This window comes from Streptomyces qaidamensis, assembly GCF_001611795.1.
GTDB lineage: Bacteria > Actinomycetota > Actinomycetes > Streptomycetales > Streptomycetaceae > Streptomyces > Streptomyces qaidamensis.
Map to the genome: position 1 here is coordinate 315,948 of NZ_CP015098.1, position 22,092 is coordinate 338,039.

Here is a 22,092-nt window from a genome sequence, read left to right on the forward strand (position 1 = left end):
CCCTCACATGTGCGGCGGAGGCGCCAGGGTGAAGTCCTGCGGCGCGCTCGGCGGGTCGGTGCGCCATCCGCGCGCGACGGCGGCCTCGGACAGCCGCGGGCAGCCGAAGTAGCCGAAGGCCGCCGGGGCGTTGGGAAGGAGCCCCGAGACGAGGACCCTGGCGACGCGCAGGGTGGTCTCGGCGACGTCCTCGGTGGTGAGGTCGAAGGTCATGACCCGGTGGCCGCCCTCGCGCAGCGCGTGCTCCAGCCGCTCCCGGCTGCCGGGTTCGACCGCGTCGACGGACACGGTCCCGCGGGCCGGTTCGGTGAACCGCCCGGCCTCGGCGGCCATCCGCTCGTCCAGCCACACCTGCACGTGTGCGCCCAGGTCCCGGACGTGCTCGAACTGCTCACCGCACGCGTCGAGATAGCGGCCGTCGGCCCGGTGCTCCAGGTAGAGCCCGCGAGCGAGCAGCCCGGCCTCGACGGCCTGGAACACCCAGCCGTCGGGATCGGTCAGGCCCTGGGTGAAGACCCAGGTGTGGACGGCTTCGAGGACGGCCTTGCGGGCGGCTTCGGCCGGATCGTACTTGCAGGCGAAGCCGGCGGCGTACAGGCCGAGGCGCGGGTCGTGCACGAGTGCGGCCATGCAGGGGGCGAACTCCGAGTGCATCTCGACGATGTGGACGTCGAGCGCGCAGCCGGCGAGGTCGTCGGCGAGGCCGGGCACGCTGGCCGGGTCGATGCCCCGGGCCGGGCCGTCCAGGTGCCACCACAGTTCCAGGGCGTCCCGTTCGACGATCTCCAGCAGGCCGCGTTCCACGGCGTCGTCGAGGCCCTGGCCGGTGGCGATCCCGGCGTAGTTGAGGTGGTGGGTGCGGGGCAGCTCGCGCAGGTCGCCCTGGCGCCAGTTGAGGTGGGTGAGCGAGACGGGTGCCCAGACCTCGGCGGTGGTCCCGTCTGCGAGCGGTTCCGTTCCGCGCGTCCACAGGGCCGGGGTGTCGGCGGTGAGGGGGCGGTAGGGGAACTTCGCCCGGGTGTACTGCCAGGGCGCGTAGGCGGGCAGGTCCCCGGGGCCGTACAGGCGCAGGCCCTTGTCGGCCAGTTCGGCGGCGGTGGCGCGCAGCGGGGCGTCGGGGTGGCCGGGCGGTGGCACGCGGTTGCCGCAGTACCGCTCGATGCCCTCGGCTATAGCGGCGGTGCGGGCTTGCTCGGGGTCGCCGAAGGTGGTGCCGAGGGAGACCCGGTCGGCCGGCCACAGTCCGAGTCTGCGGGCGTCGGATATCTCGGCCGTGAGTGCGGTGTAGCGGGGTGGGGTGCCCGGGGGGTGCTCGACGGGTTTGACCTTGCGGACGATGCCGCAGACGGGGTCGACGAGTGCTTCCAGCGGCAGCGCCGTCATCGCAGGATCTCCTCGGCGGGGTCGGTGGGGGTGGGACGGGACGGGAGCACGTGCAGAGTGAGGGCCACAGCGGCCGGATCGACCTCGCGCCGGGAGGCGAGCAGCCGGTGGGCCGTCACCGGGTCGCCGCCGGTGTGAGGGTTGCGGGCGTGGGCCGGGAAGTGGTGGCCGGCGATCTCCAGGCGCAGCCGGGTGCCGGCTCGCAGCCGGCGCGTGAGCCGGCCGAGGCCGATGGTGAACTCGGCTGCACGGCCGACCGGTCCGGCTCGCCGGACGACGCCGACGGCGAGCCGTTCGGCGTCCCCGCCCGGTGTGAGCGCGACGAGCCGGGCGGCCCAGTCCGCGGACGGCGTGTAGGCGGTGGCCCGCAGTCGCGCGCCGACGGGTCCGGCCACGTCGAGCGGACGGGGCAGCGGCGGGGTGACCAGCACACAGCGGTCGGGCGGTCCGTCGGTCGGGACGGTCAGGTCGTCGGAGCGGACGGGCCGGTCGGGGTCCGCGGTGAACGCCGGGCCGTGCAGCAGCCGCGGCCGTTGTGTACGCGGTTCACCGTCGGCACCGGCGGGCAGCCACAGGTCGGCTCCGCCCAGTGCCAGTGCGCCGTGGCGGCCGGGGGCGAGTTCACCGGACAGGGCGCGGCAGGCCCAGCGCACGTACAGCTCGCCGAGGTTCAGCCGGTGGGCGGGTCCCGCGTCCGGGCCCGGCGCGGAGCGGAGGGCGTGCCCCCAGGGGCCGAGGAGCAGACGCGCCGAGGGGCCGCCCCAGGTGCGCCACAGGGCGACGGTGTCGTCGGTGAAGTGGTCGTGATGGCCGCCCACCGCGAGCAGGGGCAGCCCGGCGTGTGCGGCCCGTGTCACGAGGCGCCCGCGATCGTGGTGGCGCCACAGATCCGCCCAGGAGGGCAGGCTCCGGCCCAGCCGCTCGGGGAGAGCGGTCAGGGGCAGGTGGGTGAACAGGCCGGGGTCCATGGCGAGGGCCTCGTCCAAGGCGCTCTCGTCGGAGTCCCGCCGGTCGCCGTGGGCGGCCCACCATCCGGCGCGCGGGCGCAGCCGTTCCACGCCGGATGCCTCGCGCGCCGTCTCCGCGAGGCCGAGGGCGGGCACGGCCGCGATGACGGCGTCCGGCCGCGCGTCCCGGGGTGCGTCGAGGGCGAGGACGAGGGCGCAGTGGGCGGCGTAGGAGGCGCCGACGGCCACCAGCCGGCCGTCTCCCCAGGTCTGCTTCCGGATCCAGCGGACGGTCGCCGCTCCGTCGGCGGCCTCGTTCGTGTAGGGGTGCCACTCCCCCGACGAGGCGAAGCGGCCCCGTACGTCCTGGACGACGGCGGCGAATCCACGGCGGGCCCAGCCGCAGGCTTCGGCCCGGTGCCGGGCACGGTCGTAGGGGGTGCGGATCAGGACGGCCGGGAAGGGGCCGTCGCCTGCGGGGAGTTGCACGTCGGTGGCGAGCCCGTCGACGGCCGTGCTGAACGCCGTCATCCGTCCTGCTTCGGCATCGCTGCGACGTCGGGCACCGGCAGGACGGGGTGTTCTGTGACGGTCAGGGTGCGCAGGTCGACCCGGCGCAGCCGGCGTCGTGCCGGGAGGCCGGCCGTGCCGGGGGCTCCGGTGGCCCACCGGGTGAGATCGTCGGCGAGCAGCGCCGCGAGCAGTGTGGCGGCGGGGACGGCGAGCCGGACCGGTGCGCCGAGGGTGCGGGGCCCGGTCCAGTACGCGGCCAGTTCGCGGTAAGCGGGGGTGGCGGCGAGCCGGCGGGAGCGGATGTGGGCCGAGGTGACGTCTCCGGGATCGGCGGCGACCGGCTCGACGTACGCCTGCCAGCCCTCGCGGTGGCAGCGCAGCCAGGCGACGCCGTGCTCGGGCAGCCGGTCGGCGGCGTCCCACAGCCCGTCGGGCACAGGTCCGTCGAGGCACCACACGACGGCGGCGGGGGCCGTGGCGAGCAGGTCGTCGACGCCGGCCGGTGACGTGGTGCCGGCCGGAGCGGTGCGCGGGTCGGCGCCCAGGGCCGTCAGGTGCTCGGCGAGGGGTCCGGTCAGTACCGGATCGCCGATGAGCCGGATGTGCCGGCGGTCGGCCGGCCACTCGGCGTGCGGGGTGCCGTCCGCCAGGAATCCGGCCTGTTCGAACCCGCGGATGACGCGGTCGAGTTCGGTGTCCGCCCGGGTCGTGGTCTCGTCGCCGGTGAGCCGGGAGAGCAGGAGCCGCTCGTCCGCGTCGCCGGTCCTGACGGTGAGGAAGTCCCCTTCTGGGGTACGGACGGCGAGGCCTCGCCCGGGTACGGCGACGACCTCGGCACCGGGTACGAGTCGGCTGTTGGACACGGCGTTCCTCCTGGCGACGGGCTGGGGACGGGCGTGGGCCCGCCCGGAAGGCAACGGGCGGGCCCACGGTCGAGGGAGCTGAGCCCTCGCTTACTCCTCGGTGTCCTCGAAGGGGTTCTCGACGAGCGCGTTGGAGTGGGAAGCCGAGTCGTGAGCCAGCTGACCCGGGTCGGCGATCGGCGCGAAGACCTGCTCGTTGTCCATGAACTCTCCTTCATCTCAGGGAGATACGGCGTTCGGATGAGCGCCGTGATCACACGCTAATGAATCTGATTTTCATATTCAAGAGCTGCGATGGGGTGATCTGGGTAACACACCGGCCAACCCCCTTCCGGATCCTCACCGACCCGGCCGGCCACCTTGAGGACCTCCGCCAGCAACCCCGGTGTGACGACCTGCTTCGGCGTCCCGTCGGCCACCACACGGCCCTCCCGCAGGGCGACGATCCGCTCGGCGAACCGGGCCGCGTGGGCCAGGTCGTGCAGCACCATCACCACGGTGAGCCCGCGCTCCTCACGCAGGCGCACCACGGTCTGCAGCACGTCGAGTTGGTGGTGCAGGTCCAGATAGGTGGTCGGCTCGTCGAGCAGCAGGACCCGGGTGTCCTGGGCGAGGGCCATCGCGAGCCGCACCCGCTGCCGCTCACCCCCCGACAGCGCGTCGACGTCACGATCGGCCCACTGCTCCACCCCGACATCGCGCAGAGCCCGCTCCACGACGGGGTCGTCGCCCTCACGCAGCATGCCGAGCGGTCCGCGTGCCGCGTACCGCCCCTGACGTACGAGGTGTCGCACCGTCATACCCGGTACGGCCGGGGCGGACTGGTGCAGCAGCGCCACCCTGCGTGCCGTGGCGCGCCTCGAAAGCCGGGCGAGATCGTCGGCACCGAGCAGTACACGCCCCGCGTCCGGCCGCAGCAGCCCTGCGGCCAGCCGCAGCAGGGTCGACTTGCCGCAACCGTTCAGGCCGATGAGGGCGGTCAGTTCGCCCGGCCGGACGGTCATGTCGACGCCCCTCAGTACGGGTCGCCCGGGATAGCCGAAGTGGACCCCCTCGACGTGGATCCCCACGGACTCGGTCATGCTCATCCTTCGGTCGGCTTCAGAACGTACGGCTCGGCGTGCGGCGCACGACGACCAGCAACAGCGCGGCGCCGAGGCAGGCGGTGAGCGCCCCGACCGGCAGCGTGAACCGGCCGGAGTCCAGCCCGGGCGGCGCCGGCAGACGTGAGGACAACTGCGCGGCGGCATCCGCCCCGCACACCACGACCGCGCCCACCAGGGCAGCGCCGGGAAGGCTCACCCGCAGGTCCGCGCCGAAGACGGCCACGGCCAGATGCGGAACGAGCAGCCCCACGAAGCCCAGCGCCCCGACGGCGGCCACCGCGCCCGCCGTCAGCGCCACCGCGCACAGCAGGGCCAGGGTCCGCGCCGGACGGACGGACAGGCCGGCCGTGAGGGCGATGTCGTCCCCGCAGCGCAGCAGGGTCAGCGGTCCGGCCAGCAGCCAGGCCCCAGCGCCCCAGACGAGCGCCCAGGGCCACAGCAGGTGCCAGTGCTGCCACACCCGGCCCTCGGTGGTGCCCACCAACCACTGGACGACGCTGCCGAGTTCACCCGGCTCCACCAGGAGCACCATGGCGGTGAGGCCGCCGAGCACCGCAGACACCAGCACCCCGTGCACGGCGGTCTGTGCCGGGTCGCCACGGCCGCGGCCGGCGAGCAGCCACAGCAGCGCCGCTCCGGCACACCCGCCCGTACAAGCCGCGAGGACGACGGCCAGCGGCGAGTCCCATCCGGCGAGCCCCAGAGCAGTCGCGGTGACGGCCCCGAGGACCGCGCCCGGCGTCACGCCCGTCACCTCCGGCCCGGCGAGCGGGTTGCGCAACGCCGACTGGAGGACCAGCCCCGCCACGGCCAGGCACGCGCCGGCCCCGAGGGACACCAGCAGCCTGGGCAGGCGCAGTTGGAAGAAGATGTGGCGTGCCGTCGCGTCACCGCCGCCGTTCACGACGTCCCAGACCACGCCCGGGGACATGCCGCGCCCGGCCACCAGTTCCACACCGGCGCACATGACGGCCAGGGCCGCAAGCGCCGCGAAACGCCGGGTCACCGCGCGTCCTCCCTTCCGGTCGGCCGGGAAGGAGACGGGCGGGTCCCGCCGGCCCCGGCTTCCTCTCGGCGAGCCTCGTCCAAGGCGCCGGCACGAGGGACTTCGTCCGCCGCGCCGGATACAGCCGTCCGTGGGCCGCGCAGCGCCTTGCCCACGGCAGACGCGGACCGGGCCGCCCGGCCGCGGCCGCCCGACCGCATCAGGGCGACCCCGGCCGGCACCCCCAGCAGAGCCGTCCAGGCACCGGCCGGCGTCTCCACGGGCGCCAGCGCCAGCCGGGCCGGGACATCAGCGACCGTCACGACGGCGGCACCCCAGGCGGCGGACCACGGAAGCCAGCGCACCGCTCCCGCCGCGGGGTTGAACCACCGGGCCAGATGCGGGGCGAGGAAGCCCACCCACGCGACGGGCCCGCACACCGCCGTCACCGGGGCGATCAGCACCACGGCGATGGCCAGCGCGGCGAGCCGGGCCCGCTGGGCGCGCACGCCCAGCGCCTCGGCATCCTCATCCCCCAGCCGCATCACGGACAGCACCGGCGCGCACAGCACGAGGGCGGGAACCGCGACGAGCAGCCACGGCCACAGCCCCGCGATGTCGTCCCAGGTCCGGGCGGAGAGGGAGCCGAGCAGGTAGCGGTAGATGAGTTGGAGGTCCAGCTGGTCGGCCATGACCATCAGCACGAGCAGCGCCGCCTGCAACGCGGCGGCGACCGCGGCTCCGGTCAGCAGGACGGCGGACGGGCTGCGGCCCAGCCCGGCGGCGAGCAGCGTCAGCCCGCCGCCGAGCGCGGCCCCGCCGATGGCCAGCAGGGGCTGGACGGCGGCAGGCAGGGACAGCGTCAGCACGAGAGGCGCGGCCACCCCCAGCGCGGCCCCGGACGACACTCCCAGCATCTCCGGCACCGCCAGGGGGTTGCGCAGTGCCTCCTGCAGCACCAGTCCGGCCGCCCCGAGACAGGCACCGGCGACGAGCGCCAGCACCAGGCGGGGCACGCGGAGTTCGGTGACGACGATCCCGGCGAGGGTGCTGTCCCCGTCCAGTACCGCACCGGCCAGCCGGTGCGGTGGGACGTACGGGGTGCCGAGGCTCAGGGCGCAGACCGAGGAGGCCGCCAGCAGCACGACCACCAGGACGGGCTGCCACGCTCGTGCACCGCGCGAGGGCCGCCGTCCGCCTGCTGCGGGGCGATCCACCGCGGCGGGCGCCGGGGCGGGCACCGGCAGGGGCGCCCTCACCGCAGCGCGGCCGTGGCCTCGTCGAGGACGATGCCCAGCGAACGGGTGCCGCGTCCCTTGGCCCACACCTCTGAGTTCACCTCGTGGACGTCGCCGTTCTTCACTGCCGGGATCTTGCTCCAGAGGGGGTTCTCGGCCAGCTTCTCCGAGAGCTTGCCGTCCGCGTCACCGAAGCTCATCGTCTCGACGAACAGCACGTCGACGTTCCGGGCGAGGATCTCTTCCAGGCTGTAACTGCCCTCGACACCACGGGACTTCCACGGATACCGGGAGATCTTCGGGAACAGGCTCGCGGCGACGTCGGCCTCGGGGGTGGCGACGCCGAAGTTCTCGTCACTGCCGTAGATGATGAGCGCGGTCTTGTCGCTCGGCGTCTTCTCGGCCGCGGCGAGCTTGGTGCGGAAGGCCTTCTCGGCCTTCTCGCCTTCGGCGGTGCGGCCGGTCAGGGCGGCGACGTCGCGCAGGTAGCCGACGCTGTCCTCCCAGGTCTCGGGCTGCATGGGCCAGAAGGTGGTGGCACCCTTCAGGGCCGGGGCGAGCTTGCCGTGGGTGTCCCCCAGCCCGATGACCAGGTCGGGCTTGTGGGAGAGGATCGCCTCCACCTCCGGGGCGATGAATCCCCCGGGGATGACATCGACCTCCTTGGCCTTCTCCTCCCCCAGGAAGCCGGGGTGGGAGAGCAGCGCGCTGTTGGTGGCCGTCGGGACGATGCCCAGTTCGGTCAGGATGTCGTCGCACAGCGCGAACAGGCAGACGATGCGCTCGGGTTCCTTCTGCACGGAGACCTTGACGCCGTTCGTGTCGGTCAGCTCCGTCGACGCTTTGATGGGTTCGACGGTGACCTCGGTCCTCGCCGCGGGCTTGGCCTCGTCACTCGCGGGCTCGTCGGGCGACGAGCCACAACCGGCCAGCACGGAACCCACCAACGCTGCGGTGATCCAACTGCGGACGAATCTCGACGGTGAGCGCAGCATCGATGCCCTCGCTTCTTCTCAGGTGCCGGGAACTCACCGAACATACATGATAATCGTTTTCAGGAGACACTCTTTCGGAGGACCCATGACCACTGCCGCACCCGTCCTGCTCGTCTCCGACCACGTGGCCGGATCCGTCCATGTGCTGACCGTGCCGGACGGCACCGTCACGGGACGCCTCACCGGCCGCCACCTCTCCGAGCACGCCGGGTTCCTGGCCCTGCCGGGTGGGCGGGTGGCCTGTGTCGACGACCGCCGGGGGGAACTTCTGATCCTCGACCCCTACGGCGGGGAGCTCGTGGAACGTGCCGTACCGGTCGCCGTCCCGGCCGAGCACCTCGCCTGCGACCCGGCCGGGCGCCGGCTGGCCGTGACCACAGGCCTCGGCAAGAACGCCGAGCCGTGGTCGGACCTGCTGACGGTTGTCGACCTGGCCACCGACGAGACCGCGCGCGTACGCACCCGGGTCGGCGAGCCGGGCGTGACGGTGCTGGGCGGCGGTGACCCGCTGGTCGTGCTGCGGCACCGGGAACCCGGGGCGCTGGCCGCACACCGGTTCGCGGATCTTCTCGCGGCCCCGCCCGGCTGCCCCGTGGTCACACCCCACGAACTCCTGCCGCTGCCCGGCGACGGCCACGGCGACGCCCAAGCCCCCGGCTCGGGACACCTGTTCGTGGCCACCGGCGAGGGTGTGCACCGGGCCCGCAGGAAGGACGACACGCTCCTGGCCGAGGCCGTGATCCCGTGGGGAGCACCCGCCCGGGGCTGGTACCTGCGCCTCGACACCCGGCGGGCGGCGCTGTGGAGCACACTGCGCGGCGGTGCCTCCGACCCGCTGCGGTGGCCGCAGTGGACCAACCAGGCATGGCGGCACGACCTGGAGACGGGTCGCACGTCCCTCACGGAGCTCGGTCCCGGACTGGTCTTCCGGCTGGCTCTCACCCGGAGCCGGACCGCGTTCACCCGCATCCACCCCGACGGCGACGAACTGCTCCTCCTCGGCGACGACGGCATCGTCCGCCGCTCCTCCCTGCCGGCGATGGACGGCGCTCCGCGTCGCGGCGGCACCCCCTGGGAAGGCGTCCAGCGCCGGGCCGTGGCCGCCTCACCCGGCTCCGACTGGGTCGCCGTCACCCGCGGCGGTCACGGCGAAGTCCACATCGTCGACGCGCGGACGGGCCACGAGGCGGCCCGTCCGCGGTTGAGCACACCGCTGCATCACGGCGGCCACATGGCCCTGCGCAGCCGGACCGACGGCGCCGAGGGCGATCCCGTGGGCCGGTGACCGCGCCGTACATGCCGAGGCGCCCATGGCCCCGTTCCGCAGACGGCTTGAGGCGCTCCTCGTCTCAGAAACCGGCCATGGACTTGGCGAGCACTCCGCCCAGCGCACCGTAGACGCTGCACCGGACGGAGTGCCGTGCCCTCCGCCGGAGGCCGAACCCCACGATGAACGCGACCGCGAAGAGCCCACCGAGCACGATCGCCACGACGGGGTCGTAGAGGAAGTACACGAAGCACGCGATGCCGGACCAGACCAGGACCGGAAGGAGCGAACCACGCAACACCACCCAGAGGTGAATCCGTTCCGCACTGCACGGGAGCACTCGCGCATGCCACACCTCGATGTGGTTCCTGGTGGCACAGTGCTCAGGGCGCATGGCGGCATCCCATCACGGCATGATGCCTCCGGTGAACCCGAGAAATGACACCTCTGCCCGGCCCCGACCGCGCTGGGGAGTCTTCAGCCGACCGGATTTCCGCCTGCTCTGGGTGGGCGAAACCGTGAGTGGCCTGGGCAACAGCGTCACCGTGGTGGCCTTGCCGTTGATCGCGGTCGTCGGGCTGGGAGCCGGCTCCACCGCCGTCGGCTTGCTCACGGCGGCGGTGTGGCTGCCGTGGCTGCTCGTGGGTCTCCCGGTGGGGGCATGGGTGGACCGGAGCCGCAAACGACCACTGATGATCGCGTGCGACCTGGCAGCCGCCGCGGCCCTGCTGAGCGTCCCGGCGGCGGCGTGGCTCGACGCGCTGACCTTTCGGCACCTGGTCGTCGTCGCGTTGGTCTGCGGCACGGCGGCGGTGTGTTTCAACACCGCCTACCACTCGTACATCCGCATCGCGCTCGACGGCCGCGACCTCCTGGAGGGCAACGCCAAGTTGCAGGGCAGCGCGGCCGCCACCCAGATCGCCGGACCCGGGGTGGCAGGACTCCTCGCCCAGGCACTCGGCGCGGTCACCGCGCTCGTGGCCGACGCCGTGACGTTCCTGGTCTCCGCTGTCTGCCTGCAGCGGATCGGCGCCGTCGAGCCGGATCGTGCCCCCTGCGCGGAACGCGCCTCGCTGCGGCGGCAGATCATGGCAGGGCTCCGCTTCGTGGGCCGGGACCCGTACCTGCGGCCGATGGTCACGTGGGGCGCTGCGATCAACATGGCGCTGATGGGCTATCAGGCGGTCCAGGTCGTGTTCCTGGTCCGCACCGTCGGGCTGAACCCGGGCACGGTCGGGCTGCTGCTCACCAGCGGCAGCGCCGGCGGCGTCGTCGGTGCGCTGGTGGCCACCCGGCTCAGCCGGCGGTTCGGCACGGGGCGGGGGCTGCTTCTCCTGCAGCTCACCACCTCGCCGTTCGTGCTACTGCTGCCGATGACGACGGCGGGGCCGGGGCTGCTGCTGTTCGCTACGGGATCCTTCCTCGTGGGGGTCGGCATCTCCGTGGCCAACATCGTGGTCGGCACCTTCCGGCAGATCTATTGCCCACCGCACCTGCTCGGCCGGGTCGTGGCGACCGCCATGGTGATCAACCACAGCACCATCCCACTCGGTTCCCTGCTGGGCGGCGTGCTCGGCGATGCCGTCGGGTACCGGCCGGCCATGTGGATCATGACCGGTGTCGTCGCGCCCTGCTGGCTCATCCTCGCCATGAGCCCGATGCGCCGCATGCGTGATCTTCCGCAGGCCCGGACGCCGGAACAGGCGCACGCCAAGGGCTGATGCCGTGGTGCGGAGCTCCTGCGCACGAGGCTCCTGTGCAGGAATCCGATGGTCCGTTCGCAGCCCACCGCACATCCCAAGTACCCCCGGGCGGCCTCGCGGCCTCAGTCACCGAGCGCGAGAGCCAGCCCCTTCCGCAGGTCCTTTGGCTCGCGGTAGTGCAGACCCGTCATGCCCAGCGCGACGGCGGCCTCGATGTTCTCCAGCCGGTCGTCGACGAAGAGGCATCGCTCGATGGGGGTCTCCGCTCGCTCGGCGGCGATTTCGTAGATCTCGCGGTCGGGCTTGGCCACTCCGACCCGGGCGCTGCTGACGACATGGTGTGCGAGGCCGGACAGTCCCAGGGATTCGAGGTCGCTCTCCAACTCCAGGGTCGCGTTGGTCACCAGGACGAGCGGCAGGTGTTCCCGTATCCGGCGAAGCATCGTGACCACCTCGTCGTCAGCCCAGAAAGGCGCCTCGGCCAGCGCTGTTCCCAGCTCACGGGCCTGAGGCTCCGAAACCTCACCGACGAGACCGCGCACGATGGTCTCGACCCACTCCTCCTTGCCGATCTTCCCGAGGAGCAGCGGCAGGTCCGTCTCCGGCGCATAGGCGACCCTCGTGGTGGTCCCCTCGGCCAGTCCGGCCAGCTGTTCCAGTCTCGCCAGTCGCGTCAGGTCGTAGAACCGGATCACGTTGTCGAGGTCGCACAGCACCGCGTCGAACGGCCTGTCGGAGGTGTTGATCAGCGTCATGGCCCCTGAATAGCACGGGGACTGTCACCAGTCGGCCGGCTCAGCGGAACCTGTGGGCGTTCTCCGCAGCCCACTGCCGGAACGGCCTGGCGGGGGAACCGGTGACCCGCGAGACCGTGTCGCGCACTGCCAGCAGTTCGTCGTTGACGTCTCCGCCCGTGACATCGAGCACCGCGTCCGCGGCCTCCTCCCCGAAGACCGCGGCCATTCGGCCACGAGCCTCCTGCCGGCTGATCTCGATGAACGGGACTTCCCGCCCGAGCACTGCCGCGATGGCCTCGACCTGCTGCCGGGCGGTCACCGGCTCCGGACCCGTCAGGGCGTACGTCCGCCCCCGGTGGCCCGGTTCGGTCAGCGCGGCCCGCGCCACCGACGCGATATCCGCGGGGTGGATCGTGGGCAGTCCGGTGTCCGCGTACGGCGCACGGACCGCCACTCGGTCGCGGATCGGCCCGGCCCACATCAAGGCGTTCGAGGCGAACTGCGTCGGCCGCAGGACCGTCCAGTTCATGCCGCTGTCCTCGAGCATCCGCTCGACCGCCAGGTTCTCACCGGCGGGGCGCAGGTGGAGATGGGTCTGGACGGTGATGGACGACACCAGCACCACGTGCTCCACACCCGCCCGCCGGGCCGCCGCGAGGATGTCCGCGTCCGGGCCCGTACGCGACAGGAGGAACAGCGAGCGCACCCCGCCCAGAGCGGGCTTCAACGTCTCCGCCACCGCGAAGTCCCCCTCCACCGCCTCGACTTCCTCGGGGAACGCCGCCCGTGAAGCGTCACGCGTGAACGCTCTCACCGGCCCCGCACCGCATGCGAGCAACTCCCTCAGCAGCGCACTGCCGACATGTCCGGTGGCTCCGGTCACGAGGATCATGAGCGCGTTCTCCCGCCGTCAGAGATCAACTTCGGGACACGCTAGAAGCTCGACCGGACTTCAGGTCAAGGAGGAGCGTCCCGGAGGGGTCCCGGCTCACGGCAGCTCATTCGGGCCCCAACCTGCCCAAGGCCCACATAGATTGACCGAGAAGAGCCGAAGAACGGTGTCGTCGGATGCCGAGGACCTGTTCTCCGCTCCGGCTGATGGGTGACAGCGCGCCGACGGGGCGTGCGGGACGGGGAGGACACCCGAGATGAAGTGCGTCGCGATGATCTACGGCAACCAGGCTGAGTGGGACTCCTTCCCGGCCGAGGCGTGGCCGGAGGCGATCGCCGAGCAGGAGATGTTCCTCGATCCGGTGTCGCTGTGGCCGGTGCTGCACGAGTCCGCGGCGGACATGTGAGCACCTCGCACCACGAAACCCCCGAGGACCTGCCGCGCGAGTTGGCGCCGCAGGTCCTCGGCGTGCTCGTCCGCCGGTACGGCGCCTTCGACGCGTGTGAGGACGCCGTCCGGGAGGAGCTGCCGGCCGCCGCCCTGCGGTGGCCCGACGCCGGAGTACCGGAGAGCCCGCGAAGCCGGCTGGTGACCGTCGCCTCCCGCAAGATGGTCGACCAGGTGCGCAGCGAGGCGGCGCGTCGCCGCCGTGAGGACGCCCTGGCGCTGGCCACTGCGCAGTCCGCTCCGCCGGCGCACTCCGCCGACGCCGTGCCCGCCTCGGACGGGGACGACTCCCTGGCTCTGCTGTTTCTGTGCTGCCACCCCTCGCTGTCCGCTCCGAGCCGGATCGCGCTGACCCTGCGTGCGGTGGGCGGCCTGACCACCGGACTCGGCCGGCACCAAGCCGCCGCGCATGCCTGTCGCGAGGCCGCCGCCCGCACCACCAGCGCCTTCGAGCGCCGCCACCTCACCCACCACGCCCACCGTCTGGAGAACCCGGCATGACCTGGACCGAGCGCACCGTGGTACGCGAGGGGGTCCGCATCTCCTGCCGCGACTGGAGCGGGTCGGGGCCCCCGGTCGTGCTGCTGCACGGGCTGGCCGGCCACGCGGGCGAATGGGACACCCTCGCCAGGGACCTCAGCCCCCGCTACCGGATCGTCGCCGTCGACCAGCGCGGGCACGGCGCGAGCGAACGCCGGCCGCGCGATGTCTCGCGCGCCGCGTACGTCGCCGACGCCGTCGCCGTCATCGGACAACTCGGCATGCACCGGCCGGTGCTGGCAGGTCAGTCACTGGGCGGGCACACCGCCCTGCTCACCGCATCGGCGCACCCCGGCCTGCTGCGCGGGCTCGTCCTCGTCGAGGCGGGCCCGGGCCGCGCCGAGCCGAACGTCCCGGCCGAGATCGGCGCGATGCTCGACGCGTGGCCGACGCCGTTCCCCTCGCGCCGCGCCGCCGTGGAGTTCTTCGGGGGCGGTGCGGTCGGCGAAGGCTGGGCGGGCGGACTGGAGGAGCGCGACGGGGGCTGGTGGCCGCGCTTCGACCGTGACGTGATGGTCGAAGCGCTGGCCGAGAACGCCCGGCGTTCCTTCTGGGACGAGTGGGCGGGCATCACCTGCCCGACGCTGGTGGTCCTGGGCCAGTCCGGCATCGTCCCCGTGCACGAGTCGGAGGCCATGCTTCAACGGCGCCCGGAGACAGTGGCCTTGAGCGTCCCCGAGGCTGGGCACGACGTACACCTGGAGCGCCCCGAGGTCCTGCATCAGGTGTTCCGGGAGTTCCTCGAACAGGTCGGCGACGAGCGGCGGTTACGGCCGCAGGCGTAGGCCGGTCCCCGGTTGCTGATCCTCCCGGAACGGCCGGTGTGCGTCACCCGTGAGCCCCCGGGAAGAAGTCGGCGCCCTGGACGTACGCCATCGCCTCGGTCCACTTCGGGTCGCCGAGGCGGCGTTCCATCTCCGCCGGGCTGACGTCCTCCACTCGCGTCTGGAGCCACCACAGGTTGCCCAGCGGGTCGCGTACCCGCCCGATTCGGTCGCCGAAGAAGAGATGCGTCACTTCGGTCACCGAGGCGCCGCCGGCCGCGACGGCCCTGCGGTGCGCGGCGTCGGCGTCCTCGACGTAGAGGCGCAGGAAGGCGGGCGTCGGCGGCCAGTCCGGCGGTGCGTCGAAGGGCATGACGACCGAGTCGCCGATCCGCACCTCCGCGTGTCCGATCCGGCCGTCCTCCCCGACGACCCGCGCGATCTCCTCCGCGCCGAACGCCTCCTTCAGATAGTCGATCAGCCCGGCCGTGTCGCGCGAGATGATCCAGGGCGTGACGGTGTGGTAGCCGTCCGGGATCGGTTGTACGGTCATCCGCTTTCCTCCCGAGTGTGTGCCGCTCCGGCGAGTTCCTTCCGAAGCTACGGGGGCTGTAGGTCAGATCCTGCCCCAGAGGCCCCGAAGGGACGACGTGCGGAGCACGGACGCAGCGGTGGTGCCTCAGTCGGCGGGAAGTGTCTGCTCCGCCCAGATGATCTTGCCGTTGGGTATCTGACGGGTGCCCCAGCCCTGCGTGAGCTGGGCAACGAGCAGCAGCCCGCGTCCGCCTTCGTCGAAGGTCCGGGCCCGGCGCAGGTGGGGTGCTGTCGTGCTGCCGTCGGAGACTTCGCAGATGAGGGTGCGGTCGTAGATCAGCCTGAGCTCGACGGGAGGGCGGCCGTACCGGATGGCGTTGGTCACCAGTTCGCTGACGACCAGCTCGGTGACGAACGCGGCCTCGTCCAGGCCCCACTCGGACAGTTGCCGGCAGGCGGCTTTGCGCATCTCGGCGACCGCGGCGGGGTCCGGCGACACCGGCCAGGTCGTCACGTGGGACGCGTCGAGGGCTCGCGTCCTCGCCACGAGGAGCGCCACGTCGTCGGAGGGGCGGTCCGCGAGGAGGGTGCTCAGCAGGTCGTCACACGTGGCCTCCAGATCCTGTGCCGGCCGCCCCAGCACCTCGCGCATGGCGGCGATTCCCTCGTCGATGTCACGACCGCGGTTCTCCACGAGCCCGTCCGTGTACAGGACGAGAAGGCTGCCCTCGGCGAGCTCCAGCTCGGTCGATTCGAAGGGCAGGCCGCCCAGGCCGAGAGGTGGCCCTGCCGGGACGTCGAGGAACTCGACGGTGCCGTCGGGCCTCACCAGAGCGGGCACGGGGTGGCCGGCCCGCGCGACGGTGCAGTGCCGGGAGACGGGGTCGTAGACGGCGTACAGACAGGTGGCGCCGATGTCGCCGTCGAGCGGCGCCGTGGTGTCTCCCCCGCCGGCCAGGCGGTTGACCTGGTCGTCGAGGTGGGTCAGCAACTCGTCGGGAGGCAGGTCGACATCCGCCAGTGTGCGAACGGCGGTGCGCAGCCGCCCCATGGTCGCCGAGGCCTGGATGCCGTGGCCCACGACGTCGCCGACGACCAGGGCGACCCGGGCGCCGGAGAGCGGTACGACGTCGAACCAGTCACCGCCCACACCGGCCCGGGCGCTGGCGGGCAGATAGCGGGAGGCGACGTCCAGGGCCGCCTGCTCGGGGAGTTGTCGTGGCAGCAGGCTGTTCTGCAGGGTGAGGGAGGTGTCACGCTCGCGGGTGTAGCGCCGGGCGTTGTCGATGCAGACGGCGGCGCGGGCGGTGATCTCCTGGCCCAGCAGCAGGTCGTCCTGCTCGAAGCGCTGGGGCCGCCGATGGCGGGAGAAGGTGGCCACTCCCAGGGTGAGACCACGTGCGCGCATGGGTACCGCCAGGACCGAGTGGAATCCGAACTGCCGCATGCGGGCGGCCCGTTGCGGGGCTGTCCGGTCCAGATCCGCCAGTGCGGCGGGGGTGATGTGCTCGATGACCGGCCGCCCTTCCGCCAGACAGCGTGCCGCTGTGGAACGCTCCGGGTAGTTCGCCACCGTCCCGTGCGGCACCACGGCTTCGGGGCAGCCCTCCAGTACCGACTGGGAGGCGACCCGGCGCATCATCACCGGACCGTGCGGAGGGCCCTGCGGCGGGTCCTCGCCCCCCTCGATCGACGGCAGGAGATCGACCGTGACGAAGTCCGCGAACCGGGGGACGGCCACGTCGGCGAGTTCCTGAGCGGTACGGGGCAGGTCCAGAGTGCTGCCGATCCGCAGGCTTGCGTCGTCGACCAGGACCAGCCGCTGCCGTGCGAGGTACTGCTCCGTCACGTCGTGCGCCGACAGCAGGACGCCTTCAAGTCGCCCGCCGGAGTCGCGCACGGGTACCAGGGAGACCGACCACACGCTCTCCCGCTCATGTCCGGCGAGGTGCAGCGCGGCTCCGAGCTCCTGAGGACGACCGGTCCGCAGCACGGTGCGCATGCCCTCCTCGGTCCGCTCGCTCTCCGGGTCGAGGACGATCTCCGTCACCCGGAGACCGCGCATCTCCGCCTCGGACAAACCCATCACACGTTCCATGTCCCCGTTCGCCCAGCGCAACCGCAGTCCGGTGTCGTACAGGGCCATGCTGTAGGGAGCCTGCGCGAAGCTGCGTCGCAGGAACGCGTCGTCCTGCGGCGTCGCTTCCGGCGGGGTCGCCGGGGAGACCAGGAGCCAGTCGTCGTCTCCGGCGCTCTCCCGGCGGTGGGCCAGCAGTCCGACCGTGAGCCGGTGGCCGTCCCGGTGCAGCAGTGTGGCCGTCCCGCTCCACCTTCGCTGGCCGGTCAGCGCGTCCGGTACGTGAGGGTGAGCGGCGTCCGCGAGCAGCCGTGCCCCGCTCTTGCCGATCACTTCCGGGGCCCGGTATCCGAGCAGTCTCCGGGCCCCTTCGTTCCACGCGGTCACGACACCGTGACCATCGACGACGGCCCTGGCCGTGGCCGCCTCGTCGACCCGTTCCCGCGGCCCGTCGCCCGACGGGCCCCCGTCCCGCGCGGACGCGGATCCGATCATGACCTCATCCCGCCTCACTCCCGTCTGGGGCCGTCTGCCGGGGAGCGCCCTGAACCCGAGGTGCGCCGCACCTTCACTTTTTACGACACTAGACATCAAGCGTGACAGATGTACGCGAACAGCTCCTCATGACAGGATGACGGGCCTCGTGGCAGGCCGACCGCCCTCACGGCAGGGCGGCGGCACCGGCCCCGGACGGAGGGTGGCACCCATGGCTGTCATCGGCGAGAGGTGGCCGGACCGGGCCGAGTGGGCCGGAAAGATCTTCAGCTCGGGCTGGCGCGAGTCCGAGGGCGGCACCCGTCAGGTGATCGAACCGGCCACCGGGGACACGCTGGCCGACGTCGGCATCGCATCGCCCGCGGACGTCGCGCGGGCCGGCGCACGGGCCGCCGCGGCCGCCGGGGAATGGGCAGCAACCACGCCTGCTGATCGTGTCGAGGTGCTGCTGAGGGCGTCCGGCGCCTTGCGGGAGCGCAGCGACACCGTCCGCGAGTGGATCGTCCGGGAGTCGGCCGGCGTCCCCGCGAAGGGCGACTACGAGATCGCCGCCGCCCTCGCCCAGCTGACCCACGCCGTCGGACTCGCCTCGCTGCCTCGGGGCGAGGTTCTGGAGCCGCAGGCCCCCGGTGGCACGAGCCTGGCGTGGCGGGTGCCGCTCGGCGTCGTCGGTGTCGTCAATCCCTGGAACGCTCCCCTCCTCTTCGCCCTGCGCGCGCTGGCGCCCGCCCTCGCACTGGGCAACACCGTGCTGCTCAAACCCGATCCGCTCACGCCGGTGTCCGGGGGCGTCCTCGTCGCCCGGCTCTTCGAGGACGCCGGCCTGCCCGACGGGGTGCTGCACGTCCTGCCGGGCGGCGCCGAGACCGGGCAGGCGGTCGCGGCGGACCCCCACGTCGCCATGATCGCGTTCACCGGCTCCACCGAGGCCGGACGCGCCGTGGCCCGCGTGGCGGGCGAGGGGCTGAAACGGGTCCTGCTCGAGCTCGGCGGCAAGAACTCGCTCGTGGTGCTCGAGGACGCGGACGTGGAGGCGGCCGCCTTCGCCGGAGCGGTGAGCTCCTTCGGATACCAGGGGCAGGCGTGCGTAGCCGCCGGCCGCCATCTGGTCCACACCGACCTGGTCGAGGCGTACACCGACGCGCTGGTCCGGCACGCACTGGCCATGCGTGTGGGCGACCCCCGCGAGGAGGGTGTCGGCATCGGGCCGGTCATCAGCGTGGAGCAGGCCGGCAGGATCGAGCGCATCGTCGACGAGAGCGTGGCCGCCGGGGCACGGGTGCTCACGGGCGGCCGACGCGAGGGATTGTTCTACCCGCCCACCGTCCTGGACCGCGTCGACCGGGCCATGCCCGCGTACGCGGAGGAGATCTTCGGTCCCGTCGCCCCGGTCCTGCCCTTCCGCAGCGAGGCGGAGGCCGTCGAGATCGCCAACGACACCGCGTACGGTCTGGCGGCCGCCGTGCACTCCGGCTCCGTGCCGAGGGCGACCGCTGTCGCCGAGCAGCTGCGCACCGGCATGGTCCACATCAACGACGTCTGTGCCAAGGACGCGGCGAACGCCCCCTTCGGAGGCATGGGCGTCTCCGGCAACGGCTCCCGCATCGGCGGCACGGCCAGCCTGGAGCAGTTCACCCAGTGGCGCTGGATGACGGCACCGGGACCGTCGTGACACGGGGCGCGCTCCGCCACGCGGCGTGTCCGCCGGTCGCCTGCGCGGGAGCGGCCCGGGTTCTCCCCACAAGGAAGGAGTGCCGCCATGACGAAGCCGGTGGTGGTGGGAGTCGACGGTTCACCATCGAGTCTGGACGCGGTCGGGGCGGCGAGCCATGAGGCCGCGATCCGTGGTGCGGAGCTGCGGCTGGTGCATGCCTTCGGACGGTCGTCCTCGCACCTCCCGGCCGGCGGACCGCCGTGGAATCCGTCCGGGGCAGGAGTGCGGGAACTGCTCGACGGCACACTGGCGGCAGCCGAGCGGCGGGCCCGAGCCGTGGCACCCGAGATGGGCATCACCCGTGACGTCACCGTGGGCGAGCCCCTGGTGGTACTGGAGATCGCCTCGCGCACGGCCTCGCTCGTGGTGGTCGGCAGCCGTGGCCTGGGCGCTTTCAGCAGTCTGCTGCTGGGCTCCGTGTCCGGGCACCTCGCCGCACACGCATGCTGCCCCGTGCTGGTGGTGCGGGGGCGGCCGGACCCGGCGGGCCCCGTCCTGCTGGCGGTCGACGCCTCACCCGCCTCCGAGGAAGCCGTACGTTTCGCCTTCACCGAGGCGTCCCTGCGCGGCGCTGACCTCACGGGGCTGCACGTGTGCCGGACAGGAAGTCCGGATGTCTACGACGGTCCGGCCGATCCTCCCTTCGTCACCTATGACGAGACGCGCCTGCGGGAGCACGCCGAGCGCGTCCTCGACGCGGCGCTCGCCGGCCCGCGGGAGACGCACCCGGACGTCACGGTGGCGCGAAGGCCGGTGGCCGGCCGGGTGCGGCACACTCTCATCGAGGCGAGCGCGGACGCGCAGCTGCTCGTCGTCGGAGCACGGGGGCGGGGCGGCTTCAGAGGCCTGCTGCTGGGCTCGGTCAGCCAGGCCGTCCTGCACCATGCGCAGTGCCCGGTCGCAGTGGTCCGCCACCGGGGCGAGGACCCGGCGACGGAAGGCGGTGAACGGGATCACCCGTAGACTGCCACGGGAAGCCGCGCCCGCGAGCGGGAGATGACGGTGGACATCGACTTCACGGCCTTCCTCGACACCACGCCGAGCCCGTACCTGGTTCTGGACACGGACCTGGTGATCCGCTACGTCAACCCGACGTACCTGCAGACGACCGGCCGGACCAGCGGCGACTTGATCGGAAAGCACTACTTCGACGCCCTGCCGCCGCGCCCCGGCTCCCCCGACGACCCGCAACAGAACGTCAAGGCGTCACTGAGCCGGGCCCTGGACAGCGGGAGACCGGACGTCCTGGTGCTCCAGCGCTACGACGTCCCCGTACCCGGCCGGCTGGACGGGTTCGAGGAGCGATGGTGGTCGACGATCCACACTCCGCTTCCCGGGCCGGACGGCACGGTGAAGTGGATCGTCCAGCGGGCCGAGGACGTCACCGCCTTCTTCCACTCGGGCCGGGCCGGAGAGCTCGGGGAGGAGTTCACCCCGTGGGAGAAAGGCCTGGCCGCCGAGCTTTATGCGCGCACCGACGAACTGCACCGGCTGAACCGGGAGCTGCTCCAGGCCCATGCCCGGGAACGGCAGGTAGCGGTCACGCTGCAGGAGGCCATGCTCTCCGCACCCGATCTGAAACGCCATGACAACATCGCCATGCGGTACCTGCCGGCGACCACCTCGTTGAACGTCTGCGGCGACTGGTACGACGTCGTCGACCTGCCGCCCGACCGCTATGCCGTGGCCGTCGGGGACGTCGTCGGCCACGGGCTGCACGCAGCGGCGGTCATGGGCATGCTGCGCAGCGCGCTGAGCGCCGTCATCCGCGCCATTCCCAGCCCCGCGCAAGCGCTGGAGGTCCTCGGCCTGTACGCCAGGTCCGTGGACGGCGCGATGGCGGCGACGGCGGTCAAGGTGCTCATCGACACCCGCAGCAGACTGATCATCTACAGCAACGCCGGGCACCCACCACCCGTTCTGCTGCACCGGGACGGAACCTGCGAGCTGCTCGACCAGGCCACCGACCCGCCCCTCGGCGCACGCGAGCACCATGTCCCGCGCCCCCAGGCCGTCCTCACCTACACGCCGGGCGACACCCTCGTGCTCTACACCGACGGGCTCATCGAGCGCCGCGACGAGGACATCGACGCCGGCCTGGCACGGCTGACGGCGGCTCTTCGCGCGGACCGTGCTCTGCTGCCCGGCCGGCTGGCCGACGGTCTGCTGGCCCGCCTCGACGTCACCGAAGGTGCGCCGGACGACATCGCCCTGATCGTGATCCGCTTGTAGTTGGGTACGCGGCCCACCCGCTGGGCGGCTCGTGGTGCGGGGCGGTCCCGGTCGGTTCGGGGTGACCGATGGTCACATTCGGGTTCCTCCACGGTCCGGGACGGCCCTGAACGCGCCATTCCGTGGTGCAGTCGGGTCATGGCCTCACCGTCCACGGATGACCAGGACTCCTCGACGCCGTCCCGGCGCGAACGCCCCTCCCGGCTCACCGACATCGCCGTCGCCCTGCTGCTCCTGGTCGCGGACGCCGTCATCGTCGTCGTCGCCGGGGTGCTGCTCTTCGCGGTGGGCATGGGAACCGCGCCGTCACCACGCTCCTCCCCGACCGCGCACACCCGCGACACACCGGTTGTGACCTGGCTCATCATCTGGGGCGCTCCAGCCGTGGCGGCAGCCGGCGCCTACGTCCACGCCCGCCTGAGGATGCCCGTCACCGCCGTCGTGCAGGGCCTGTTCACCCTCGCCTGCGTCCTCCTGGCCGTCGCATGGACACGCATGCTGCTGTCGTGACGCCGGCGCTCCCCGCCCTGGCGTTCCCACCGCATCGGCGCAGGGAAAGGGCTGCTTCGACCTCCCCAGGTGCCGCAGCCCTTTCCCGTCCAGCGGCAAGCGGATACCCCGGGACGCGGATCCCACGCCTGGCTGCCCGGCGCCCGGAAC

21 protein-coding genes and 1 pseudogene are annotated in these 22,092 nt (G+C 72.6%); 9 read left to right on the forward strand and 13 right to left on the reverse strand.

Annotated elements, in window-relative coordinates:
* Positions 1-3 precede the first annotated feature (3 nt).
* From A4E84_RS01305 to A4E84_RS01335, 8 genes are all read right to left on the reverse strand, one after another.
* Positions 4-1,383, reverse strand: a complete 1,380-nt coding sequence (locus A4E84_RS01305; RefSeq protein WP_062924764.1) for a YcaO-like family protein — start codon at positions 1,381-1,383, stop codon at positions 4-6.
* Complete coding sequence (locus tag A4E84_RS01310) at positions 1,380-2,861, reverse strand: CocE/NonD family hydrolase (protein ID WP_062924765.1); 1,482 nt, start codon at positions 2,859-2,861, stop codon at positions 1,380-1,382. Before A4E84_RS01310 ends, A4E84_RS01305 begins: the two co-directional genes overlap by 4 nt.
* A complete protein-coding gene (locus A4E84_RS01315) occupies positions 2,858-3,706 on the reverse strand; it encodes a hypothetical protein (protein WP_062924766.1) in 849 nt (282 codons plus the stop codon). The genes A4E84_RS01310 and A4E84_RS01315 overlap by 4 nt, the downstream gene beginning before the upstream one ends.
* 90 nt (positions 3,707-3,796) lie before the next feature.
* Positions 3,797-3,910, reverse strand: a complete 114-nt coding sequence (amiA, locus tag A4E84_RS45130) for a streptamidine family RiPP (RefSeq protein WP_241270818.1) — start codon at positions 3,908-3,910, stop codon at positions 3,797-3,799.
* Between the two features lie 56 nt (positions 3,911-3,966).
* Complete coding sequence (locus A4E84_RS01320) at positions 3,967-4,788, reverse strand: ABC transporter ATP-binding protein (protein WP_062924767.1); 822 nt, start codon at positions 4,786-4,788, stop codon at positions 3,967-3,969.
* 19 nt (positions 4,789-4,807) lie between these two features.
* Positions 4,808-5,779, reverse strand: a complete 972-nt coding sequence (locus A4E84_RS01325) for a FecCD family ABC transporter permease (protein WP_237305107.1) — start codon at positions 5,777-5,779, stop codon at positions 4,808-4,810.
* Between the two features lie 35 nt (positions 5,780-5,814).
* Positions 5,815-6,936, reverse strand: coding sequence for a FecCD family ABC transporter permease (locus A4E84_RS01330; protein WP_062931221.1), 1,122 nt, complete (start codon positions 6,934-6,936; stop codon positions 5,815-5,817).
* A 116-nt stretch (positions 6,937-7,052) separates the two neighbouring features.
* Positions 7,053-8,030 carry an ABC transporter substrate-binding protein gene (locus A4E84_RS01335; protein ID WP_062924769.1) on the reverse strand — a complete coding sequence of 326 codons (978 nt, stop codon included), beginning with the start codon at positions 8,028-8,030 and terminating at the stop codon, positions 7,053-7,055.
* An 85-nt stretch (positions 8,031-8,115) separates the two neighbouring features.
* Here A4E84_RS01335 and A4E84_RS01340 point away from each other — a divergent pair, with 85 nt between their 5' ends.
* Positions 8,116-9,315, forward strand: coding sequence for a YncE family protein (locus tag A4E84_RS01340; RefSeq protein WP_062924770.1), 1,200 nt, complete (start codon positions 8,116-8,118; stop codon positions 9,313-9,315).
* Between the two features lie 64 nt (positions 9,316-9,379).
* On the opposite strand, the gene A4E84_RS01345 is transcribed toward A4E84_RS01340, so the two are convergent.
* Complete coding sequence (locus A4E84_RS01345; protein WP_237304761.1) at positions 9,380-9,601, reverse strand: hypothetical protein; 222 nt, start codon at positions 9,599-9,601, stop codon at positions 9,380-9,382.
* 121 nt (positions 9,602-9,722) lie between these two features.
* Here A4E84_RS01345 and A4E84_RS01350 point away from each other — a divergent pair, with 121 nt between their 5' ends.
* Positions 9,723-11,018 carry an MFS transporter gene (locus A4E84_RS01350; RefSeq protein ID WP_062924772.1) on the forward strand — a complete coding sequence of 432 codons (1,296 nt, stop codon included), beginning with the start codon at positions 9,723-9,725 and terminating at the stop codon, positions 11,016-11,018.
* A 104-nt stretch (positions 11,019-11,122) separates the two neighbouring features.
* On the opposite strand, the gene A4E84_RS01355 is transcribed toward A4E84_RS01350, so the two are convergent.
* The gene (locus A4E84_RS01355) at positions 11,123-11,755 is read right to left on the reverse strand and encodes an HAD family hydrolase (protein WP_062924773.1); all 633 of its coding nucleotides are present in this window, start codon (positions 11,753-11,755) and stop codon (positions 11,123-11,125) included.
* 40 nt (positions 11,756-11,795) lie between these two features.
* Positions 11,796-12,629: an NAD(P)H-binding protein gene (locus tag A4E84_RS01360; protein ID WP_062924774.1), complete on the reverse strand. Its 834-nt coding sequence runs from the start codon at positions 12,627-12,629 to the stop codon at positions 11,796-11,798.
* 256 nt (positions 12,630-12,885) lie between these two features.
* Here A4E84_RS01360 and A4E84_RS43300 point away from each other — a divergent pair, with 256 nt between their 5' ends.
* The 3 genes and pseudogenes from A4E84_RS43300 to A4E84_RS01370 all read left to right on the forward strand — a co-directional run bounded on the left by A4E84_RS43300 (position 12,886) and on the right by A4E84_RS01370 (position 14,401).
* On the forward strand, positions 12,886-13,035 hold the full coding sequence (locus A4E84_RS43300; RefSeq protein WP_167455397.1) for a hypothetical protein: 150 nt from the start codon (positions 12,886-12,888) through the stop codon (positions 13,033-13,035).
* Positions 13,032-13,457: pseudogene (locus A4E84_RS01365) on the forward strand (RNA polymerase sigma factor); the annotation flags it as partial. The gene A4E84_RS43300 and the pseudogene A4E84_RS01365, both read left to right, overlap by 4 nt.
* 116 nt (positions 13,458-13,573) lie before the next feature.
* Positions 13,574-14,401, forward strand: a complete 828-nt coding sequence (locus A4E84_RS01370) for an alpha/beta fold hydrolase (protein WP_062924775.1) — start codon at positions 13,574-13,576, stop codon at positions 14,399-14,401.
* Between the two features lie 43 nt (positions 14,402-14,444).
* On the opposite strand, the gene A4E84_RS01375 is transcribed toward A4E84_RS01370, so the two are convergent.
* Positions 14,445-14,933, reverse strand: coding sequence for a VOC family protein (locus tag A4E84_RS01375; RefSeq protein WP_062924776.1), 489 nt, complete (start codon positions 14,931-14,933; stop codon positions 14,445-14,447).
* Between the two features lie 126 nt (positions 14,934-15,059).
* A complete protein-coding gene (locus A4E84_RS01380) occupies positions 15,060-17,486 on the reverse strand; it encodes a SpoIIE family protein phosphatase (RefSeq protein ID WP_062924777.1) in 2,427 nt (808 codons plus the stop codon).
* 211 nt (positions 17,487-17,697) lie between these two features.
* On the opposite strand from A4E84_RS01380, the gene A4E84_RS01385 reads away from it, so the two are divergent.
* The 4 genes from A4E84_RS01385 to A4E84_RS01400 all read left to right on the forward strand — a co-directional run bounded on the left by A4E84_RS01385 (position 17,698) and on the right by A4E84_RS01400 (position 21,942).
* Complete coding sequence (locus A4E84_RS01385; protein ID WP_062924778.1) at positions 17,698-19,158, forward strand: aldehyde dehydrogenase family protein; 1,461 nt, start codon at positions 17,698-17,700, stop codon at positions 19,156-19,158.
* A gap of 87 nt (positions 19,159-19,245) precedes the next feature.
* Positions 19,246-20,163: a universal stress protein gene (locus A4E84_RS01390; RefSeq protein WP_062924779.1), complete on the forward strand. Its 918-nt coding sequence runs from the start codon at positions 19,246-19,248 to the stop codon at positions 20,161-20,163.
* A 33-nt stretch (positions 20,164-20,196) separates the two neighbouring features.
* Positions 20,197-21,432, forward strand: coding sequence for a SpoIIE family protein phosphatase (locus A4E84_RS01395; protein WP_062924780.1), 1,236 nt, complete (start codon positions 20,197-20,199; stop codon positions 21,430-21,432).
* Between the two features lie 138 nt (positions 21,433-21,570).
* On the forward strand, positions 21,571-21,942 hold the full coding sequence (locus A4E84_RS01400; RefSeq protein WP_062924781.1) for a hypothetical protein: 372 nt from the start codon (positions 21,571-21,573) through the stop codon (positions 21,940-21,942).
* The last annotated feature ends 150 nt before the right edge of the window (positions 21,943-22,092 follow it).

Bases quoted from the DNA above. Each gene is read 5' to 3' on its own strand.
- A4E84_RS01390 (WP_062924779.1), top strand. From the start codon at position 19,246: ATGACGAAGCCGGTGGTGGTGGGAGTCGACGGTTCACCATCGAGTCTG.
- A4E84_RS01325 (WP_237305107.1), bottom strand. From the start codon at position 5,779: ATGTGCGCCGGTGTGGAACTGGTGGCCGGGCGCGGCATGTCCCCGGGC.
- A4E84_RS01340 (WP_062924770.1), top strand. From the start codon at position 8,116: ATGACCACTGCCGCACCCGTCCTGCTCGTCTCCGACCACGTGGCCGGA.
- A4E84_RS01310 (WP_062924765.1), bottom strand. From the start codon at position 2,861: ATGACGGCGTTCAGCACGGCCGTCGACGGGCTCGCCACCGACGTGCAA.
- A4E84_RS01370 (WP_062924775.1), top strand. From the start codon at position 13,574: ATGACCTGGACCGAGCGCACCGTGGTACGCGAGGGGGTCCGCATCTCC.
- A4E84_RS01360 (WP_062924774.1), bottom strand. From the start codon at position 12,629: ATGATCCTCGTGACCGGAGCCACCGGACATGTCGGCAGTGCGCTGCTG.
- A4E84_RS01380 (WP_062924777.1), bottom strand. From the start codon at position 17,486: ATGATCGGATCCGCGTCCGCGCGGGACGGGGGCCCGTCGGGCGACGGG.
- A4E84_RS01305 (WP_062924764.1), bottom strand. From the start codon at position 1,383: ATGACGGCGCTGCCGCTGGAAGCACTCGTCGACCCCGTCTGCGGCATC.
- A4E84_RS01355 (WP_062924773.1), bottom strand. From the start codon at position 11,755: ATGACGCTGATCAACACCTCCGACAGGCCGTTCGACGCGGTGCTGTGC.
- A4E84_RS01375 (WP_062924776.1), bottom strand. From the start codon at position 14,933: ATGACCGTACAACCGATCCCGGACGGCTACCACACCGTCACGCCCTGG.
- A4E84_RS01400 (WP_062924781.1), top strand. From the start codon at position 21,571: ATGGCCTCACCGTCCACGGATGACCAGGACTCCTCGACGCCGTCCCGG.
- amiA (WP_241270818.1), bottom strand. From the start codon at position 3,910: ATGGACAACGAGCAGGTCTTCGCGCCGATCGCCGACCCGGGTCAGCTG.
- A4E84_RS01320 (WP_062924767.1), bottom strand. From the start codon at position 4,788: ATGACCGAGTCCGTGGGGATCCACGTCGAGGGGGTCCACTTCGGCTAT.
- A4E84_RS01335 (WP_062924769.1), bottom strand. From the start codon at position 8,030: ATGCTGCGCTCACCGTCGAGATTCGTCCGCAGTTGGATCACCGCAGCG.
- A4E84_RS43300 (WP_167455397.1), top strand. From the start codon at position 12,886: ATGAAGTGCGTCGCGATGATCTACGGCAACCAGGCTGAGTGGGACTCC.
- A4E84_RS01395 (WP_062924780.1), top strand. From the start codon at position 20,197: ATGACGGTGGACATCGACTTCACGGCCTTCCTCGACACCACGCCGAGC.
- A4E84_RS01385 (WP_062924778.1), top strand. From the start codon at position 17,698: ATGGCTGTCATCGGCGAGAGGTGGCCGGACCGGGCCGAGTGGGCCGGA.